Origin of the sequence: Megasphaera stantonii, assembly GCF_025567065.1 — a bacterium.
GTDB lineage: Bacteria > Bacillota > Negativicutes > Veillonellales > Megasphaeraceae > Megasphaera > Megasphaera stantonii.
Map to the genome: position 1 here is coordinate 21,425 of NZ_JAOQKD010000001.1, position 20,139 is coordinate 41,563.

Genomic DNA, 20,139 nt, shown 5'->3' on the forward strand with positions numbered 1-20,139 from the left:
GGGGACAGAAAGAATGTCTATTCAGAAGGTAAGGGAGTATTTTGCCCAGTGGGGCATGGCTGACCGCGTATTGGAACTGGAGCAGTCCAGCGCGACCGTCGACGAAGCGGCGGCAGCCCTTCATACGGAGGGAAAGCGCATTGCCAAATCCATGTCGTTTTTATTGGACGACGGGCCGATTTTAGTATTGTTTGCCGGCGACGCCCGCGTGGACAATCATAAATTTAAGGCGCAGTTCCATAAAAAGGCGACGATGATCAAGCATGACGACGTGGAACGGCTGATCGGCCATCCCGTCGGCGGCGTCTGTCCCTTTGCCGTCAATCCCGGCGTGACCGTATATCTGGACGAATCGCTGAAGCGGTTTGAAACGGTCTTCCCGGCCTGCGGCAGCGGCAACAGCGCCATCGAACTGACACTGCCGGAATTGGAATTATACGCCCGGTCTCAAGGCTGGGTCGACGTTTCCAAGGGCTGGCAGGAAGAAGCATAAGGAGGAACCTACACATGCAGTTTACATTCAGACATACTAATTTCAACGTGCTGGACTTGCAGCGCAGCATGGAGTTTTACAAAGAAGCCCTGGGCCTTACGGAAGTGCGCCGTATCGAAACGCCCGATTTTACGATCGTTTATCTCGGCGACGGTGTTTCTGATTTTCAGCTGGAGCTGACGTGGCTCAAAGACCGAAAAGAGCCGTACAATCTCGGCGAAAACGAATTCCATACGGCCTTTTCTGTCAAGGATATGGATGCGGCCTTGGCCAAGCATAAGGAAATGGGCTGCGTCGTTTATGAAAATCCGGCTATGGGCATTTATTTTATCGTCGACCCCGACGGTTACTGGCTGGAAGTCGTTCCGGAACGGTAAGCCGTGAAGAAGGAATACGCCCAGCGGACGGCGCTGCTGCTGGGATGGGATAAGGTAGAGGCCTTAGCGGACAAAACGGTGCTGGTCTTCGGCGTCGGCGGCGTCGGCTCCTTTGCAGCCGAGGCCCTTTGCCGGGCCGGCATCGGCCGCTTGATCCTCGTCGACGGCGACGTATATGACCCGTCTAATTTAAATCGCCAGCTTGGGGCGACCGTGCCGGCTATTGGCCGGCCCAAGGTCGAGGTCATGAAGGAGCGGTTTTTGTCGATTAATCCGGACATAGCGGTCGAAACGCATCACGTGTTTTACCTGCCGGCAGAGCAGCCGGGCCTGGTCGCCCAGTCGGGCGCCGATTACGTAGTCGACGCCATCGATACGGTGGCTGCGAAGGTCGATATCATAGCAGAAGCCTATGAGGCCGGTATTCCCGTCATTTCCGCCATGGGGGCGGGGAATAAGCTCCATCCGGAGCTGTTTGAAATTGCCGAGATCGAGAAGACGTCTGTCGATCCCTTGGCCAAGGTGATGCGGAAGGAGCTGAAAAAACGGAATATCCGCCGCGTCAAGGTCGTATATTCCAAAGAGTTGCCCCAGCCGGTACGGCGGGAAGAGGGCTGTTCCGGCATAGGCAGTATTTCCTTTGTGCCGTCGGCAGCGGGACTCATTTTAGCCGGAGCGGTGGTACGGGACCTTCTCCAAATCCCATAAAAAATTTTTTATCGAGTTATACACAGGCGGCAGGCTTTCAGAAACGCAGTTTTTTGAAGGCTTGCCGCTCTTTTTGATAGGACTTGATAACAACAGTATCAAGTATTAGGCGATTGACAACGTATACCAGATATAGTAATATGTGTTTGCACTGTTTTACGAAGATAAATCATATATATTGTATATATAATGTTGATTTCAGGTAAATATACACTATATCGTGGGAGGTATACACATGTTGGAAGTCATCAAGCGCAACGGGCAGAGGGCGCCCTTTGACCGCAATAAGATCGTCGCGGCTATAGAAAAAGCCATGAACAGCAGCAGCGGCATTTATGAAGAAGGCCAGGCGGAGAAGATCGCCAGGGAGATTGAAGCCTATGCCTCGACCATGCATAAGGATATGACCATCTACGCCATTGAAGACCAGGTGTATTACCGCTTGATTCAATACAACAATCCGGCGACGGCCCGGGCCTATGAAAATTACAAAGCTATTCAGGCCTTCAAGCGCCAGACAAATACGACGGACTCAGACGTCTTCGGCCTGCTGAACAACACCAATCTCGAGGTCCTTGATGAAAATTCCAATAAAAACGGCCACGTCGTGTCGACGCAGCGCGATTTGATCGCCGGTGAGGTGTCCAAGGATATTGCCCGCCGCAAGCTCATTCCCGCCGACATCGTCCAGGCTCACGACAGCGGGGCCATTCATTTCCACGACATGGATTACATCATCCAGCCTATGTTCAACTGCTGCCTCATCAATCTGGAAGACATGCTGGCCAACGGCACGGTCATCAACGGCAAGAAAATCGACACGCCGAAGTCGTTCCAGGTAGCCTGTACGGTGACGACGCAGATCATCGCCCAGGTAGCCAGCGGCCAGTACGGCGGCCAGTCCATCAACGGCATCGACCGCATTTTGGCTCCTTACGTCCGCAAGTCCTTCAACAAATACATGGAAGCCGTCGTAGAAGAACAGAAGGAAGTCTACGGCATCGAGCCGGATATGGAAAAGGCTGAAGAAATAGCCTGGAAGCGGACGAAAAAGGAAATTAAGGACGGTATCCAGACGATTCAGTACCAGATTAATACGCTCATGACCACGAACGGCCAGGCTCCCTTCGTCACCTTGTTCATGTATTTCCAGCCTGACTACGAATACGCGAAGGAAGCGGCCCTCATCGACGAGGAACTGTTGCGCCAGCGCATTCAGGGCATCAAAAACGAGGCCAACGTCTACGTCACGCCGGCCTTTCCGAAATTGATATACGTATTGGACGAGCACAACGTCCGCAAGGGCAGCCCTTATTTCTATCTGACCGAGCTGGCTGCCGAATGCACCGCTAAGCGCATGTATCCCGACTATATTTCGGCCAAGAAGATGCGGGAAACCTACGAAGGCAACGTATTCAGCCCCATGGGCTGCCGCTCCTTCCTGAGCCCCTGGAAAGACGAAAGGGGCCGCTATAAGTTCGACGGCCGCTTCAATATGGGCGTCGTGTCGATTAACCTGCCGCAAATCGGCATTCTGGCCGACGGCGACGAAGACAAATTTTTCCAGATTCTCCATAAACGGCTGGAGCTGTGCAAAAAGGCCCTGCTGCTGCGCGTAGAACTGCTCAAAAAGATTACGTCCGACGTGTCGCCCGTTCACTGGCAGTATGGGGCCATCGCTCGCCTCAAGCCGGGAGAATCGATTGAAAAATTTATGTACGGCGGCTATGCGACCTTGTCCCTGGGATATATCGGCATATACGAAGCGACGCTTCTCACGAAGGGCTGCTCCCATACGGCTCCGGAAGGAAAGCGGTTTGCCCACCGCATTATGGACGAATTCAACGCCCACATCAAGCGGTGGAAGGAAGAGACGAACATCGGCTTTGCCCTGTACGGCACGCCGGCGGAAAACCTGACGAACCGCTTCTGCAAAATCGACACGGCCCGCTTCGGCGTCATCAAGGACGTGACCGATAAAGGGTATTATACGAACAGCTACCACGTCGACGTCCGCGAGCCCATCAATGTCTTCGAAAAATTTGCCTTTGAAGCGGAATTTGAAGATAAATCGACAGGGGGCTGCATCAGCTATGCAGAAATCCCGAACATGGTCCATAACATTCCCGCCGTCCTGACGATGATCCAATATATTTACGACCGCATTACCTACGCTGAATTCAACACGAAGCTGGATTACTGCCACGAATGCGGCTTTGACGGGGAAATCGTCCTCAACGGCGACAACGAATGGGAATGCCCGCGCTGCCACAACAGGGACCGTTCCAAGCTGACGGTCATCCGGCGGACCTGCGGCTATTTGGGCGAAAACTTCTGGAACGAAGGGCGAACGCAGGAAATTAAGAACCGCGTCCTGCATATCTAGGAGGCGGGGCCATGAGATATGGACAAATCAGGCAGTACGACATCGCCAACGGCCCGGGCATACGGGCGACCGTATTTGTGACAGGTTGCAGCCGGCGCTGTGTCAACTGCTTCAATGAAGAATATCAGGATTTTAACGCCGGCAGCGAATGGACGGCAGCCGAAACTGAACGGCTCATATCCTACCTGCAGGACGATACGAACAGCGGGCTGACCTTGCTCGGCGGCGAGCCGATGGAAAATGCCGAGGACCTGCTGGCGCTGGTGCAGGCCGTCCGCCGCGCCGTGCCGGAAAAAAGCATCTGGGTGTATTCGGGATTTCTGTACGAAGAAATCCTGACTCAGCCGGCCCGCAAAGCACTGCTGGAGGCTTGCGACGTCCTCGTTGACGGCCCCTTCGTCGACGCCATGAAGGACCCGGGATTGTATTTCCGCGGCTCGTCGAACCAGCGGATTATCGACGTGGCAAAAAGCCGCGAAGCCGGAAGAGCCGTGCTCCTTTGGCCGGACGGGAGATGAGGTGCGGGGCAGGGAGCGTAAAATTTGTAAATTTATGTCCTTGCATTTCATGGGGCACTATGCTATACTATCTTAGCATAGGTTTGGTATGATAGATAAGAAAGAGGTGTGAATAGTGAAAGAAGGTATTCATCCGAAGTACGGCACTGCCGTAGTTACGTGCGCTTGCGGCAATACGTTTGAAACCGGTTCGACGAAATCCGAACTGCGCGTTGAAATTTGCTCTAAATGCCATCCGTTCTTTACGGGTCAGCAGCGTGCACAGCAGGCTCGCGGCCGTATCGAACAGTTCAATAAACGTTATGGTAAAAAAGCTAAATAAGAAGTACAAAGTTGGCGGCAGAGCAGCGATGCTCTGCTCTCTTTGTATACGCAGAAATAAATAAGGGGGACAAGCAGTGAAGCAGACGAAGATATATGTAGGCGGACAGGCCGTCATCGAAGGCGTCATGATGCGCGGCCCCGAGTATATCGCCACGGCGGTCCGGACGCCGTCCGGCGAGATTACCGTGAAAAAGGATGCAGTCCATTCGATTACGGAGCGGTATCCTATACTGAAAAAGCCCTTCCTGCGCGGCACCGTCGCCCTGTGCGAGTCGCTGGTGTACGGCATGAAGAGCTTGTCCTATTCGGCGCAGGCTGCCGGAGAGGAAGACGAACAGATTACCAACACGGAAATGGCCCTGACGATGGCCTTTTCCATCGTATTGGCTATCGTCTTTTTTTTGCTCATCCCGACGTACGCCGTCAAATTTATTCCCGGCATCGAGCACAGCGCCGTGTGGATGAATATCGTAGAAGGCGTGCTGCGGCTGGCTATTTTTTTATTGTATATATGGGGCATATCCCTGACGAAGGATATTCGGCGCGTATTTGAGTACCACGGCGCTGAACACAAGACGATCTGGACCTACGAATCGGGACAGGAGCTGACGGTGGAAAACGTCCGCCGCCACAGCCGCCTTCACCCGCGCTGCGGTACGAATTTCCTGCTCATCGTCATGGTCGTGTCGATTTTCGTATTCGCCTTTTTGGGCTGGCCCAGCCTGTTGGAGCGCGTCGCGTCGCGCATCGTCCTCATGCCCGTCGTAGCCGGCATCAGCTACGAAATGATACGGCTGGCCAGCCGGACGGAAAGCCCGCTGCTGCAGACCTTGTTCAAGCCGGGCCTGTGGCTGCAGTATTTGACGACGAGAGAGCCTCACGACGATCAGATCGAAGTAGCCATTCGGGCTCTGGAAGCGGCTAAGCCGGAAGAAAAGCAGGAAGAGCAGGCTGATTCGGATCTTCGCTAAGGATATACGCATAGGATGGGAGAGAGATACAGGTGTTTATTGATAAAGTGCAGGACGTGGAAAATAAATTCATGGATTTGGAGCAGCGCATCAGCGACCCGTCGGTCATTGCCCGCCAGGACGAATGGCAGAAGCTGACGAAGGAACACGCGTCGCTCATGCCGCTGGTAGAAACGTTCCGGAAATATAAGGACGTCGCTAAGACTGTTGAAGGCGATAAGGAAATCCTGAACGATCCGGACAGCGACGCCGACCTCATCGCCATGGCGAAGGAAGAGCTTGGCGAAGCGTCGAAGGAATTGGCCGAGCTGGAAGAACAGCTCCATATCCTCATGCTGCCCAAGGACCCGCGGGACGACAAGAACGTCATCATGGAAATCCGCGGCGGCGCCGGCGGCGACGAAGCGGCGCTGTTTGCCGGGGATTTGTTCCGCATGTATATGAAATATATTGAAAAGCAGCCCGGCTGGAAGACGAGCATTATCAGCTCCAACGCTCCGGAGCTGGGCGGCTTTAAGGAAGTCATCTTTTCCGTCGAAGGCTCGGGCGTATTCGGCAAGCTGAAATACGAATCGGGCGTGCATCGCGTACAGCGCGTGCCGGTGACGGAAGCCGGCGGCCGTATCCACACGTCGACGGCGACGGTCGCCGTCCTGCCGGAAGCGGAAGACGTAGAAGTCGATTTGAATATGGACGACGTCCGCGTCGACTATTTCCGCGCCAGCGGCGCCGGCGGCCAGCACGTCAACAAGACGAGTTCGGCCGTGCGCATGACCCATATTCCGACGGGCATGGTCGTAGAATGTCAGGACGAACGGTCGCAGCTGGAAAACCGGGCTAAGGCCATGCGGGTATTAAAGGCCCGGCTGCTCGATCAGGCTCAGCAGGCGGCCGATGCGGAAATTACGGAGGAACGGCGCAGCCAGGTCGGCACAGGCGACCGGAGCGAACGAATCCGTACCTACAACTTCCCCCAGGGCCGCGTGACGGACCATCGCATTAACCTAACGCTGTACAAGCTGGAAAATATTTTGAACGGCGATATCGACGAATTCATTCAGGCCTTGGCTGAAGCCCGCCGGGCCGAGCTCATGAAAGAAGAAAATCATGAATAAGCTGTGGACTATTGGGAGCCTCCTGCAGTGGACGCAGGAGTATTTCGCCCAAAAGGGCGTTGATACGCCCCGTTTGGATGCGGAAATATTGCTGGCCCACGTCCTGCAGAAGGAACGGATTTATTTATACGCCCACTACGACCAGCCTATGAACCCGCCGGAGCTGGCGGCGTACCGGGAAATGGTCAAGAAGCGGGCTGGCCGGTTGTCCGTCGCCCATATTTTAGGCACGAAGGCCTTTATGGGACTCGACTTCCAGGTCACGACGGACGTGCTGGTACCGCGGCCAGAGACGGAAATGCTCGTCGAGACGATGCTGGACGCGGCGAAATCGCAGCCGCCGGCGTCGATATTGGATATCGGCACGGGAAGCGGCGCGATTATCCTGAGCCTCCTTCATTACCTGCCCGAGGCGGCAGGCACGGGCGTCGACATTTCTCCTAAGGCACTGGCCGTCGCTCGTCAAAACGGCGAGGCCCTGGGACTGGCCGACCGCGTGACCTGGGTGGAGAGCGACGTGTGCGCCGCTTTGCCGGAACAGCGATTTGACTGGATCGTATCGAATCCGCCGTATTTGACGCGGGACGACATGGAGCGGCTCCAGCCGGAAGTCCGCTACGATCCGCCGCAGGCGCTGTTCGGCGGCGACGACGGGCTCGACGCTTACCGACGCATTGCAGAGCAATCCCAGGCCTTTCTGCGGCTTGGCGGCTGCTGCGCCGTAGAGATAGGCGCGGGCCAGACGGAAGACGTCGTGCGCATCTTTACGGATACGGGAGCCTATGGTCATGAGAAAACCGTAACCGATTACGGCGGAATAGAACGGGTCATCTTATTTATACGAAAAGAGCAGATGTAGATGAAACAGACAAAACTTGTACATATTACAGACATCGAAAAAGATAAAGCCGTACTGGAAGAAGCGGGACGCATCATCCGCGCCGGCGGGCTGGTCGTGTTTCCGACGGAAACGGTGTACGGTATCGGCGCCAACGGCCTCGATGCCGACGCCTGCCGGAGCATATACGCCGCGAAGGGCCGGCCCAGCGATAATCCGCTGATTTTAACCGTGCCGGATCAGCACGGGGCGGAAAAAGTGGCGGCCTGCATTACGCCGACGGCGAAAAAGCTGATGGACCGCTTTTGGCCGGGGCCGTTGACGATTATCTTTCCCCGGCAGCCCCAGGTTCCCGACGCGGCTACGGGCGGATTAGATACGGTCGCCCTGCGCTGTCCGGATCACGACGTATGCCGGGCCTTCCTGCGCTGCGCCGACGTTCCCGTTGCCGGCCCGAGCGCCAATTTATCGACCCGTCCCAGCCCGACGACGGCGGAAGAAGTCATGCACGACATGGACGGCCGCGTCGACATGGTCATCGACGGAGGGCCCTGCTGCATCGGCGTCGAATCGACGATCGTCGAATGCGACGGAGACGATTCCGTTACGATTCTACGGCCGGGCGGCATTACGATGGACATGCTGAAGGAAGTCGTCACGTACGTGCGTCTGGATACGAACCTAGTGACCGGCCAGGGCGCTCCCAAAGCGCCGGGCATGAAATACCGCCACTACGCTCCGTCGGCTCCGATGACCGTCGTCGTAGGCTCGGAAGAAGCCGTAACGGCTAAGTTGAAAGACTTGTATGAAGACGCATTGGCCGATGGAAAAACAGTTGGCTTTTTAGTCAGCCAGGAAGTGGGCGCTCATTTCCCGAAAGACGATATGTACATATGGGGACGGCGGGGCGATAAGGCGGCCCTGGCCAACCAGCTGTATACGGGGCTGCTGTCCTTCGATACGGACAAGGTGGACCTCATTCTGGCGGAAGGCGTCGACGGCGACGGTTTGGGCATGGCGATTATGAACCGCATGAAGAAAGCCGCCGGCGGCAACGTCATCATCTTATAAATTGTATTTCAATCTGTTCATCTTCTCTATTGCAGAGTATAATGAATATATACTATATATAATATGTCCGGAGACATAAGGAGGAACGACGATGAAATTAGTACTTGGCGCTGATCACGGCGGATTTGATTTGAAAGAAAACATCAAGGAATATTTAAACGAACAGGGAATCGAATTTACCGATTACGGTACTCTTACGGGCGAACGGTGCGATTACCCGGAAGTTGCCAAGAAGGTGGCCGAAGCCGTAGCGGACGGTACCTTTGACCGGGGCATCCTGTTCTGCGGCACGGGCATCGGCATCGGCATTGCGGCGAATAAGGTGCACGGCATCCGCGCCGCCCTGTGCCACGACCTGTTTTCGGCAGAATATTGCCGCCGCCACAACGACGCCAATATCCTGACCATGGGCGGCCGGGTCATCGGGCCGGGCGTTGCCAGAGAAATCGTGCGGGTCTTCTTGACGACGGGCTTCGACGGCGGACGTCATGCTGACCGCGTCGCGATGATTACGGAAATGGACAAATAATTGGGAAAGGAGCCGCAGAGTATGCAGGTACAGGTAATGGATCACCCGCTGATTCAGCATAAGGTGACGCTGATGCGGAAGAAGGAAACCGGTTCTACCGATTTCCGCAATTTGCTGGAAGAAATTACGATGCTCATGGGGTATGAAATTACGCGGGATTTGCCGCTGGAAGATATTGCCATCGAAACTCCGGTCGCACCGACGACAGGAAAACAGATCAGCGGCAAGAAGCTGGGCATCGTGCCCGTTCTCCGCGCCGGCCTGGGCATGGTTCAGGGCCTGCTCAACTTGATGCCCATGGCCAGAGTCGGCCATATCGGGCTGTACCGGGATCCGGAAACGCTGGAGCCCGTTGAATATTACTGCAAGCTGCCCGACGTGCAGGACCGCGATTTCATCATCGTTGACCCCATGTTGGCTACGGGCGGCAGCGCGTCGGCGGCGATTACCCTGCTGAAGGATAAGGGCGTGCAGAATATTAAGCTCATGTGCCTCGTTGCGGCGCCTCAGGGCGTGCAGCGGGTCAATAAGGATCATCCGGACGTGCGCATTTACGTGGCTGCCCTGGACGATACGCTGAATGAACACGGCTATATCGTTCCCGGTCTCGGCGACGCCGGCGACAGGATTTTCGGCACGAAATAACAAGAAAAATCTTATATTAGGTATACAAAAAGAAGGGCTGGATACGGCAGAAGGTATCCAGCCCTTTCTGTATGCAGGAGCCGTGCCGGCTGTCAGCGGACGCAGAATTTTCCGTGGCCGATGTCTTCCAGGCAGTACGGCGTTTCCTGGTATACGATATTGAGCCAGTTGTGGTAGAACAGATGGGCGTAGCTGCACCAGGTGAAGACCGGCTGGTTCTTGTCGTTGTCCTTGGGATAGTAATGCTTGGGAACGCTGATGGGCAAGCCTTTATTTTTGTCGCGCAGGTATTCGGTTTCCAGCGTCCGCCGGTCGTATTCGAAGTGGCCTAGGACGAAAAAGCGGCGGTGGTCGGCAGTGCCGATGATGTTGATGCCGTTTTCCGGAGAACGGGATAAGATGTCCAGGGCCGGCGTATTGTACACCTTGATATCGTCGATGGCAGTGTGACGGGATTGAGGAATGAAATACCTGTCGTCAAAACCGCGCAGGAGGGGATGGCCTTTCTGCGTGAGCTGGTATTCGAAGATGCCGAATAATTTTTCCGGCAGCAGGCGCTTTTCGATGCCGTAATAATGATAGAGAGCCGCCTGGGCGCCCCAGCAGAAATACAGGGTGGAAAAGGCGTGCCCTGCAGACCAGTCCAGATACGTCGTCAGCTCGGGCCAGTAATCGACGTCTTCGAAGGGAATCTGCTCGACAGGCGCGCCGGTGATGATCAGGCCGTCGTAATAGTTGTCCTTGATATCATCGAAGGTATAGTAATTTTGCTCTAAATACGACGGGTCTGTATGAACGCTTTCATGGCTCGTCGTGCGGCAGAAATCTACTTCGACCTGGAGGGGCGAATCGCCAAGCAGGCGGAGGAGCTGCAGCTCCGTCGGTTTTTTCAGGGGCATGAGATTGAGGATGAGGATGCGGAGGGGGCGGATATCCTGATGGAGGGCCGAGCCCTTGTCTATGGTAAAAATTCCTTCTTCATGAAGCAGTTCTTTGGCCGACAGGCCGTCTGTAATTTTAATGGGCATATAGCTATCTTCCTTTGCAAGTAATTTTGTCTTTATTCTGCGGCGGCCAGGGCTTGCTCGACGTCTGCCAGCAAGTCGTTGACGTTTTCCAGGCCGACGGAGATGCGTACCGTGCCGGGCGTGATGCCGCAGGCCCGCTGCGCTTCTTCCGACAGCTGCTGATGCGTCGTCGAAGCCGGATGGACCAGCAGGGATTTGGAGTCGCCTACGTTGGCTAAATTGGAAAAAATCTCGGCGTGGTCGATAAAGGACCGGGCTGCTTCATAGCCGCCTGCCAGTTCGAAGGAGAAAATAGAGCCCGTTCCCTTGGGGAAATATTTCTGAGCCAGGGCGCAGTATGGCGAAGAGGGAAGGGATGGATAATTGACCTTGGCGACGGCGGAGTGGCTTTCCAGGTATTCGGCGATTTTTTGGGCGTTGGCGACGTGGCGCTCCATGCGCAGGGACAGCGTTTCCATCCCCTGGAGGAGGAGCCAGGCGTTGAAGGGGCTGATGCAAGCCCCGAGATCGCGGAGGCTTTTGGCCCGGATGCGGGTGACGAAGCCGGCTCCCGGCATATCGGTCGCAAAATTGATGCCGTTGTACGACGGGTCTGGCGACGCGATGTCGGGAAATCTTCCCGACGTCCAGTCGAAAGCGCCGTTTTCAATGATGAGGCCGCCGAGGGTCGTGCCGTGGCCGCCGATGAATTTCGTCGCCGAATGGACGACGATGTCGGCGCCGTGCTCGAAGGGGCGGAATAAATAGGGCGTGGCGAAGGTGCTGTCGACGACGAGAGGCAGGCCGTTCCGGTGGGCAATATCGGCCAGGGCTTCGAAGTCGGGAATATTGATGGCCGGATTGCCCAGGCTTTCGATGTACAACGCTTTCGTATGATCCGTAATGAGGGCTTCAAAAGTCGACGGGTCGTCGGCATCGGCGAAACGGGTCATAATGCCGAAGCGCTGCAGCGTTTCCGTAAATAATTCGAAGGTGCCGCCGTATAAGGTCGGGGCCGCGATGATTTCATCACCTGCGCCGGCAAGGTTCAGTATGGTGTAAGCGATGGCTGCGGAACCGCTGGCGACGGCTAAGGCGGCCGTTCCGCCTTCCAGCGCGGCGATTCTCTTTTCCAGCACGTCCTGCGTCGGATTGGTCAGGCGGCTGTAAATATAGCCGGGCTTGCGCAGGGCGAAGATGTCCTCGCCGTCCTGGGCGCTGGCGAAGACGTACGACGTCGTCTGATAAATGGGGACGGCCCGGGCTCCCGTCGCAGGATCGGGGATTTGTCCGGCGTGCTGCTGCAATGTTTCAAATGCATACGTGTCGATAGGGTTCATGATGTGTTCCTCCCGTTGTAAAAAAATTTATGTGACAAGCCGATAGCAGGCAATAAAAAAAGCTCCCGTCCCCAAAGGGACGGAAGCACCGTGATACCACCCAATTTCACCGGACCTTCGCAGGCCCGGCCTCTTCAGGTACGCAGGCCGAAGCCCTGAATACCATAGCACTGTAACGGGTGCGCCCGGGCAGTCTAATGATTCGACTAACCTGCTCGGAGTCCATCTTCCATGAAACGCCCCGGATTCCCTTTCACCACAGCGGGAACTCTCTGTGCCGTTCTTTTTCATGTACTCTTCTCTTCATTGCAATACTATCAAGTTGTTGACGCTAAGTTTAGCATCAAATGAGCCGTTTGTCAAATAAAATTTGAAATCATCTTCGAGGTCAACGATAACGAATAAAGGAAACTCGAGATAATCCGCCTATTCTTTCGGCCAATGCAGTTCTTCGGCAGGGCCTGCGGAGGGCCGGCAAATTTACGAAAAAATCACTTGACAAGGGGTGCCGTAATCTGTAAAATAATTAGGTAAGCTTTTCACTTGGACTCCACTTAGCCCCGGAGAAAGAGCCTTAAAGCTTGGTTAGTTAGTCGTATCAGGGAGGAATCACACAGCATGAAAACTACATTTATGGCTAATGCCGGCAACATCGAACGCAAATGGTTTGTTGTTGACGCTGAAGGCCAGACATTAGGACGTCTTGCTGCCGAAGTAGCCAAAGTTCTTCGGGGAAAACATAAACCTACATTTACCCCGCATGTAGATACAGGCGACTATGTTATCGTAGTCAACGCAGCAAAAGTAAAAGTAACTGGCAAAAAATTGGTTCAGAAAACATATTTCCGTCATTCCGGTTATCCCGGCGGAGCTAAATTCACGCAGCTCGGCCACATGCTCGAAAACCGTCCGGAACGGGTCGTAGAAATGGCTATCCGCGGTATGCTGCCGAAAAACAAATTAGGCGAACAGATGTACCGCAAGCTCAATGTGTACGCTGGTGCAGAACATCCGCATCAGGCTCAGAAACCTGAAGTTCTGAATTTAAACATTCGTTAATCATACCGGGAGGAAGATTTCATGGCAGTAGCACAGTACTACGGCACTGGCCGTAGAAAGACCTCCGTTGCCAGAGTTCGTCTGGTTCCGGGTCAAGGCAAAATCACAGTTAATAAAAAAGATTTGAACGAATATTTCGGCCGTAAAACGCTGGAATTGATCATTAGACAGCCCCTCGTACTGACTGGCGTAACGGAACAGTACGACGTCATTGCTGACGTAAAGGGCGGCGGACCGTCCGGCCAGGCCGGCGCAATCCGTCACGGCATCAGCCGCGCGCTGTTGGAAGTCGACCAGGATTTCCGTCAGTCCTTGAAAAAGGCTGGTCTCCTGACTCGCGATCCTCGTGAAAAAGAACGTCGGAAATACGGCTTGAAGAAAGCCCGCAAGGCTTCTCAGTTCTCCAAACGTTAATCATTTTCATAATAACTACTCTAAAACCTATGCAATCAAAAATGGCGTAACCTCTGCGGTTTACGCCATTTTTTTATGACAAAGGTGTTTTTGCCGACGTCGGATACTGTCATTTGCTCCAACGGTCGTACGTCGCTATTTTTCGATTTAAATAGGCCAGGGCTTCCTGCATCGCTCCCATCCGCTCCTTGAGCCGGTCCCGTTCGCGAATGAGGATGGCCTTTCTCGCCTCATAGGTCTCGCGGCTGCCCTGATTGTACAGCTCGATGTACTCTGTCAGGCCTTCGATGGAGATGTTTCCCGAACGCATGCATTTGATAAAGGCGATGGTATTGCAGTTTTCCTCTGAATAATTGCGGATGCCGTTTTTATCGCGGGGAACGTTGCGGATTAGGCCGATGCGTTCGTAATACCGCAGCGTGTCCGGCGTAATGTCGTATTGCTCGCTTACTTCTTTGATTTTCATGATAGATTCCCTCCTAGTACCCTTACTATACAGTATGGAGTTTACTATAAGTCAAGAGACGGATGGAAATTCGCTGTCCTTGACGGGGTATGATATACTGAAAAAAATACGATAAGGTGATGTCATGGATAAAACACGTGCCGGTATAAAAAATAAAATCATCGCGGCCCTTGCTGTCGCTTGTGCGGCGTATTTTGTCGCTTTCTGGATGGGGACGGAGAAAGAGGCGACGCTGGAGGCCTATGAAAAAGCAGCGGAAGAAGCCATGATAGCCGATACGGAAATCTTGGCTCATAACGGCCATATCCGCGCCATGGACGGGCAAGATACAGAAATACGAGATTTATATAACGACAAGCCCGTGCTCATCTATTTCTGGATGCCCTGGAGCGACGACAGCAAAGAGGGTATGCCTGTGCTGGAAAACATATATCGAAGGTACGGCGATGATATCCATGTCGTCGCCCTTTCTTTCGGCAGTACGGCAGAAGAAGCCCGCTCCTTTTATTTGCAGCATGCCTATGCCATGCCCTTTTATACGGGCGCCTTGTCTGTCGCCGACGACTATAACGTATATGAAGTCCCGCAGTGCGTCATGATCTGCAAAGGCGGAGCCATTTCCGACAGAGTCGCAGGGCTGCCCGATGAAAGATCGTTGGCTTATATGGTGGAAAGAGGGATGGAACCGTGACGTATTGGGCGAAAGCCTTGGGTTGCGAGTTGCTGCGCTCAGAAGGCTGGTCCGTATTGATATTCCCGTTTGGATTGGCAGAATAGGCCTCGATGGAAATTCCTTTTTGGTGCCTATTCACCATGGTTCCTGCATCGATGGTAGGAAGGGAAAAAGTTGATGGCAGCGTGAAAAAGTTATAAAATTACTATTGACAAATTCGCTGATTTTGCCGTATAATAAACAAGTCGCATGGAGCGGCACTGTTGAGGGCGGTTAGCTCAGTTGGTTAGAGTATCTCGTTGACATCGAGGGGGTCGATGGTTCGAATCCATTACCGCCCACCACACACGTAAACCTTACTAGTTCATAGTAAGGTTTATTTTTTTGCCGCACAGCGGCCGGGATGCGCATGTAGGAGCCCTTCGTTTCGGGTTCATCTTTGAAACGTCTTGACAAATATCATATAAACTATTAAAATACGGCTATATACAAGTTTATGTATATTAAAATGCGATGAACAAGACGGCCTGCGTCGGAGGTCTTTACAGCGAACCGGGAAGAGTGTGAGCCCGGGAAAGACGGTATGCAGGCGGATCACTTGGAAGCTTCGGCTGTGAACCAGCCGACGGGTAGCTCCGTTACGGGCATAGAGTGGCTGCACTGCAGTCAATAGGGTGGTACCACGGTGATTACGTCTTCGTCCCTTAGGGATGGAGGCGTTATTTTTTTACTGAATGAGGAGGAAACACAATGGACTACGGCAAGACCTTACATCTGCCAAAAACGGATTTCCCCATGCGCGGCAATCTGCCGAAACGGGAACCGGACTTTTTAAAATTCTGGCAAGAACACAAGATTTATGAAAAACGGCTGCAGAAGCGCGACGGCGCGCCGAAATTTATTCTGCACGACGGCCCTCCGTATGCAAACGGCAAGCTCCATATCGGCCATGCTTTAAATAAAGTATTAAAGGATATTATTTTAAAATATAAGACGCAGCAGGGCTATTATACGAAGTATATTCCCGGCTGGGATACGCACGGCCTGCCGATTGAACACGCCGTCATTAAGGATACGGGCCTGAACCGCCATGAAATGTCTGCCCTCGATTTGCGGGCGAAATGCCGCGATTATGCCTTGGAACGCGTAGAAGAACAGAAGCAGGACTTCATCCGCTTCGGCGTTCTCGGCGATTGGGATCATCCCTACCTGACGCTTCATAAGCAGGTCGAAGTGGCTCAGATCGGCGTATTCGGCAAAATGGCCAAGAAGGGCTATATTTACAAAGGCCTCAAAACCGTTTACTGGTGCCCGCACTGCGAAACGGCCCTGGCTGAAGCTGAAATCGAATACAAGGACGACAAATCCTTCTCCATCTATGTAAAATTCCAGGCTGTTGACTTGAATTGCCACATGCCGAAGGGTGCCGATCCGGATAAGGTATTCGCCTTGATTTGGACGACGACACCTTGGACGATTCCGGCCAACATGGCCATTTGCGCCAATGAAAACTTTGAATACGTATGGGTCAAAATCGGCGAAGAATACCTGCTCATGGCTAAGGAACTCGTCGAAGCGACGATGAAGGCCGGCAAGGCAGAAGACTACGAAGTATTGCCTGAGGTCATGACGGGCAAGCAGATCGAAGGCCTCGTCTTCCAGCATCCCTTCTACGCAGACCGCAAGGTTCCCGTCCTTCTCGGCGACCACGTTACGCTCGACGCCGGCACGGGCCTCGTCCATACGGCTCCGGACCACGGCCAGGACGACTTTGACGTCTGCGTGAAATATGCATCCTGGGGTGTCAAGCCGATCGGCACCGTCGGCTCCAACGGCTGCTATACAGATAAGGTTCCCGATTATGAAGGCAAGTTTGTCTTCGATATGAACGTGCCTATCATCAAGCGGCTGGCTGAAATGGGAGCACTCTTCGCCAAGAGCACCTTCCGCCATCAGTATCCCCATTGCTGGCGCTGCAAGAACCCGATTATCTACCGCGCGACGGAACAGTGGTTCTCCTCTGTCGACGGCTATCGTCAGAAAGCGCTGGAAGCGATTGACCAGGTACAGTGGATTCCCGGCTGGGGCCACGACCGCATTTACAACATGATTCACGACCGCGGCGACTGGTGTATTTCCCGTCAGCGCGTATGGGGCGTTCCGATTCCTATTTTCTACTGCAAGGACTGCGGCGAACACATCATCAACGACGAAACGATCGCTCATTTGCAGACGATGTTTGCCGAAGAAGGCTCCGATACGTGGTGGATGCACGATGAAAAGGAACTGCTGCCCGAAGGCTTTACGTGCCCCCACTGCGGCGGCACCCATTTCCAGAAGGAAAGCGACATCATGGACGTATGGTTCGACAGCGGCTGCACCCATCAGGGCGTTCTCTGCAACGATCCGGAATTGGATTATCCCTGCGAAATGTACCTGGAAGGCTCGGACCAGCATCGCGGCTGGTTTAACTCGTCCCTGCTGACGTCTGTAGCCGTCAACGGCTGCGCTCCGTATAAATCCGTACTGACTCACGGCTTTACCGTCGACGGCGAAGGCCGCAAGATGAGTAAATCCGTCGGCAATACGGTAGCTCCGCAGGAAGTCATCGAACAGTACGGCGCCGACGTCATGCGCCTGTGGGTATCCTCGGCCGATTACCAGGGCGATATCCGCCTGTCCCCGAAGATCTTGAAACAGCTGTCCGACGTGTACCGCAAGATCCGCAACACCTTCCGCTATCTCCTGGGCAACCTCAGCGACTTCAATCCGGAAACAGACGCCGTCGCTTATGCCGATATGACCGAACTCGACAAATGGGCTCTCATGCGTCTGGAACAAGTATATGAAACGGTTACGGAAGCCTATGAAAACTACCAGTTCCACGTCATGTACCATGCGATTCACAACTTCTGCACCGTCGACTTGAGCGCTATGTACCTCGACGTCATCAAAGATCGCCTGTACACGGAAAAGGCCGACTCGCAGGTCCGCCGCAGCGCCCAGACGGCAATGTACCAGATTCTCGATACGCTGGTCAAGATCATTTCGCCCGTATTGTCCTTCACGGCAGAAGAAGTTTGGCAGAACATGCCGCAGATTCCCGGCAAGGAAGAAAGCGTTCTTCTGACGGATTGGCCGAAAGCTCATCCGGAATATTTGAACGCCGATTTGGAAGCTCGCTGGAATACGCTGCTGTCGTACCGCCGCGATTTGACGCGTATCCTTGAAGGCGCTCGTCAGGATAAGAAGATCGGCCATGCCCTGGACGCTGCCGTTGCGATTTACGCTTCCGGCGAAGACTACGACTTCCTCAGCCAGTGGAAAGACCAGCTGGCGACGCTGCTCATCGTCAGCGAAGTTTCCTTGCTGAACGAAGCGGCCCCGGCTGAAGCCGTTTCCGGCGAAGACCATGGCGATATGAAGGTCGTCGTCGCTCCGTCGACTCATGAAAAATGCGAACGCTGCTGGATTCACAGTGAAACCGTCGGCGCTGATGCCGAACATCCGACGCTGTGCGCACGCTGCGTTTCCGTCTTGAAATAAGTAAATATTCTATTCGTATGCATCCCGTCTGCTCTTTCGTCAGGCGGGATGTTTTTTGTTATTGAAGGGAAGGCCGCAGGCTATCGGCGTTGCGAGTATGCTGTGATGTACCGCAAAAAAGCCCTCCCCCGGGCGTACCGTTGGGGGAAGGGCCGTGCAGACTGATACGATTATTTTTGGATGGAGACGGTATGGAGTTCCTCTCCGGAAGGCAGGTATCCCGTAAAGGTAAGGGCAGCGTCGGAGGCTTCCATGACCAGGTAGTTTTCCGTTTCCGGCTGAGGCGCTGCGTATTCGTCCAGGGAATGGTTTTTCCATAGGCCGGGATATTGGACACTGCCGGCTACGCCCGTCAGGATGTACAGCGGACCTGAAGCATCGCGCTGGAAGTTGCGGATATGGCCGCGGTCGCGATAGCTGTGGAGATGGGCTGATAATACGACGTCGACGCAGTATTCGTCAAAGAGGGGCATCCATTGGCGGCCTTCTTCGGAAAAGCCTTCTTCGCGGGGCTGCGGGCGGTTTTGGAACCCGTACTGCAGGACATCCTTGTGCATGACGACGACTTTCCATTTCTTTGTCGTGCGGGCCATGTCCTGGCGGAACCAGGCCATTTCATCTTCCAGCAGCTTGGGCTGGAACTGGGCCATTTCGGAAATCTGCGTGTTGAGGACGACGAAGTGGACGTCGCCGTAATCAAAGGAATAAAATTGGTTCCGATACGGCTCGGGCGCGTTGGCCGGCAGGGCAAACAGGCGGAGATAGGCTTCGGGCATGCGGATCTTCCAGTCGCGGTTGTACGTTTCGTGATTTCCCATGGCGGGCGCAATGGGAATCTTGCTGATCATATCTTCCGCGGCGTCGAACCAGGCGTTCCACTGGTAATGATCCTGGCCGTTGTCGACGAGGTCGCCCATAGAGATGGCGAATTGGGCGTCGGAATGAGCCTGCCAGGCCGGGTCCAGCGTGGCGGCCCATACGCCGTAATCGCTGGACTGCGAGTCGGGAAATATGAGGGCCTTAAATTCGTTTCCTTCTGCCGTGTGCAGGGGAATCCAGGCGCTTCGCTTTTGGCCGTAGCCGACGCGGTATTCGTAGGCTGTGCCGGGTGACAGATCCGTCAGCGTTGCTTGATGGATATACGTTGTCACGCCGTCGTCCGTAAAGGCTTCGCTCGTCGCCGCGACGGCGTAAACCTCGTCCTGTCCCTGCTCATGATACTCGACGACAGCGTCGTCTTCAGCCATCGCCGACTGCCACATGATGGTCCGGGACGTCTCGCTGTCTTCCGTAATGACCTGGCGTATGTTCATGGCGTCTACATTGCTGGTGAGCTCGTAATGCGCGGCCAGGGACTTTGTCGTCCGAAGGCTTTGCTGGGCCGCCGTCTTGACGCCGGGAATGAAGGCGTACGCGGCGGCGCAGGCGATGAGCAATACGGGAACAATTCGTTTCAACAGTTTCTTTTTATTCATTTGCAGCCCTCCTTGCGGTGTATATCCTGAGATGAACTTTATCATATCACATGGAGTTTGCTTTAAGTCAAGACCTTTAACATAAGGTATTCTTACTAATTACATTATAGGTTTTAAATCTGATCATGTCTAATGCTTGCCTTTTATGGCAAGAAATACGATGGAGGCATGGCATGCCCTTAAA

The 20,139-nt window shown here is 54.2% G+C and carries 20 protein-coding genes, 1 tRNA gene and 1 other annotated feature; of the genes, 17 read left to right on the forward strand and 4 right to left on the reverse strand.

Annotation, left to right across the window (positions count from 1 at the left end; translation table 11 throughout):
• Positions 1-13: 13 nt before the first annotated feature.
• The 12 genes from OCV58_RS00120 to upp all read left to right on the forward strand — a co-directional run bounded on the left by OCV58_RS00120 (position 14) and on the right by upp (position 9,975).
• Positions 14-493, forward strand: coding sequence for a YbaK/EbsC family protein (locus OCV58_RS00120; protein ID WP_154876542.1), 480 nt, complete (start codon positions 14-16; stop codon positions 491-493).
• A 14-nt stretch (positions 494-507) separates the two neighbouring features.
• Entirely contained in the window at positions 508-870 is a 363-nt protein-coding gene (locus tag OCV58_RS00125) for a VOC family protein (RefSeq protein ID WP_154876543.1), read from the forward strand.
• Positions 871-873: 3 nt separating this feature from the next.
• On the forward strand, positions 874-1,578 hold the full coding sequence (locus tag OCV58_RS00130; RefSeq protein WP_154876544.1) for a tRNA threonylcarbamoyladenosine dehydratase: 705 nt from the start codon (positions 874-876) through the stop codon (positions 1,576-1,578).
• 235 nt (positions 1,579-1,813) lie between these two features.
• Positions 1,814-3,964 (forward strand): anaerobic ribonucleoside-triphosphate reductase, encoded by a 2,151-nt coding sequence (nrdD, locus tag OCV58_RS00135; RefSeq protein ID WP_154876545.1) that lies wholly within the window; start codon positions 1,814-1,816, stop codon positions 3,962-3,964.
• Positions 3,965-3,975: 11 nt separating this feature from the next.
• Positions 3,976-4,482 (forward strand): anaerobic ribonucleoside-triphosphate reductase activating protein, encoded by a 507-nt coding sequence (gene nrdG, locus OCV58_RS00140; RefSeq protein WP_154876546.1) that lies wholly within the window; start codon positions 3,976-3,978, stop codon positions 4,480-4,482.
• A gap of 115 nt (positions 4,483-4,597) precedes the next feature.
• Positions 4,598-4,804 (forward strand): 50S ribosomal protein L31, encoded by a 207-nt coding sequence (gene rpmE / locus OCV58_RS00145; RefSeq protein ID WP_087477995.1) that lies wholly within the window; start codon positions 4,598-4,600, stop codon positions 4,802-4,804.
• Between the two features lie 127 nt (positions 4,805-4,931).
• On the forward strand, positions 4,932-5,777 hold the full coding sequence (locus tag OCV58_RS00150; RefSeq protein ID WP_198947407.1) for a DUF1385 domain-containing protein: 846 nt from the start codon (positions 4,932-4,934) through the stop codon (positions 5,775-5,777).
• A gap of 32 nt (positions 5,778-5,809) precedes the next feature.
• A complete protein-coding gene (gene prfA, locus OCV58_RS00155) occupies positions 5,810-6,892 on the forward strand; it encodes a peptide chain release factor 1 (RefSeq protein ID WP_204967924.1) in 1,083 nt (360 codons plus the stop codon).
• On the forward strand, positions 6,885-7,751 hold the full coding sequence (gene prmC / locus OCV58_RS00160) for a peptide chain release factor N(5)-glutamine methyltransferase (RefSeq protein ID WP_154876548.1): 867 nt from the start codon (positions 6,885-6,887) through the stop codon (positions 7,749-7,751). Before prfA ends, prmC begins: the two co-directional genes overlap by 8 nt.
• Positions 7,752-8,801, forward strand: coding sequence for an L-threonylcarbamoyladenylate synthase (locus tag OCV58_RS00165; RefSeq protein ID WP_154876549.1), 1,050 nt, complete (start codon positions 7,752-7,754; stop codon positions 8,799-8,801). It abuts the gene before it with no gap.
• 91 nt (positions 8,802-8,892) lie between these two features.
• Positions 8,893-9,330 carry a ribose 5-phosphate isomerase B gene (rpiB, locus tag OCV58_RS00170; RefSeq protein WP_087477999.1) on the forward strand — a complete coding sequence of 146 codons (438 nt, stop codon included), beginning with the start codon at positions 8,893-8,895 and terminating at the stop codon, positions 9,328-9,330.
• A 21-nt stretch (positions 9,331-9,351) separates the two neighbouring features.
• Positions 9,352-9,975, forward strand: a complete 624-nt coding sequence (gene upp, locus OCV58_RS00175) for a uracil phosphoribosyltransferase (protein WP_087478000.1) — start codon at positions 9,352-9,354, stop codon at positions 9,973-9,975.
• Between the two features lie 92 nt (positions 9,976-10,067).
• Here upp and OCV58_RS00180 read toward each other — a convergent pair whose 3' ends face one another.
• A complete protein-coding gene (locus OCV58_RS00180) occupies positions 10,068-11,003 on the reverse strand; it encodes a homoserine O-succinyltransferase (RefSeq protein ID WP_154876550.1) in 936 nt (311 codons plus the stop codon).
• Between the two features lie 32 nt (positions 11,004-11,035).
• Entirely contained in the window at positions 11,036-12,322 is a 1,287-nt protein-coding gene (locus tag OCV58_RS00185; protein ID WP_154876551.1) for an O-acetylhomoserine aminocarboxypropyltransferase/cysteine synthase family protein, read from the reverse strand.
• Positions 12,323-12,394: 72 nt separating this feature from the next.
• Positions 12,395-12,638: a binding site (T-box leader), on the reverse strand.
• A gap of 302 nt (positions 12,639-12,940) precedes the next feature.
• Between OCV58_RS00185 and rplM the strand changes: the two genes are divergently transcribed.
• Positions 12,941-13,381, forward strand: coding sequence for a 50S ribosomal protein L13 (gene rplM, locus OCV58_RS00190; RefSeq protein WP_087478003.1), 441 nt, complete (start codon positions 12,941-12,943; stop codon positions 13,379-13,381).
• Positions 13,382-13,402: 21 nt separating this feature from the next.
• Complete coding sequence (gene rpsI / locus OCV58_RS00195) at positions 13,403-13,795, forward strand: 30S ribosomal protein S9 (protein WP_087478004.1); 393 nt, start codon at positions 13,403-13,405, stop codon at positions 13,793-13,795.
• Between the two features lie 109 nt (positions 13,796-13,904).
• Here rpsI and OCV58_RS00200 read toward each other — a convergent pair whose 3' ends face one another.
• The gene (locus OCV58_RS00200; protein WP_154876552.1) at positions 13,905-14,261 is read right to left on the reverse strand and encodes a MerR family transcriptional regulator; all 357 of its coding nucleotides are present in this window, start codon (positions 14,259-14,261) and stop codon (positions 13,905-13,907) included.
• 124 nt (positions 14,262-14,385) lie between these two features.
• On the opposite strand from OCV58_RS00200, the gene OCV58_RS00205 reads away from it, so the two are divergent.
• The 3 genes from OCV58_RS00205 to ileS all read left to right on the forward strand — a co-directional run bounded on the left by OCV58_RS00205 (position 14,386) and on the right by ileS (position 18,480).
• Positions 14,386-14,952 carry a TlpA family protein disulfide reductase gene (locus OCV58_RS00205; RefSeq protein ID WP_154876553.1) on the forward strand — a complete coding sequence of 189 codons (567 nt, stop codon included), beginning with the start codon at positions 14,386-14,388 and terminating at the stop codon, positions 14,950-14,952.
• A gap of 249 nt (positions 14,953-15,201) precedes the next feature.
• Positions 15,202-15,278: transfer RNA gene (locus OCV58_RS00210), tRNA-Val, on the forward strand.
• A 406-nt stretch (positions 15,279-15,684) separates the two neighbouring features.
• A complete protein-coding gene (ileS, locus tag OCV58_RS00215) occupies positions 15,685-18,480 on the forward strand; it encodes an isoleucine--tRNA ligase (protein ID WP_154876554.1) in 2,796 nt (931 codons plus the stop codon).
• Between the two features lie 170 nt (positions 18,481-18,650).
• Here the strand turns inward: ileS and OCV58_RS00220 are convergent, their stop codons facing one another.
• Positions 18,651-19,955, reverse strand: a complete 1,305-nt coding sequence (locus tag OCV58_RS00220) for a purple acid phosphatase family protein (protein WP_154876555.1) — start codon at positions 19,953-19,955, stop codon at positions 18,651-18,653.
• Between the last annotated feature and the right edge of the window lie 184 nt (positions 19,956-20,139).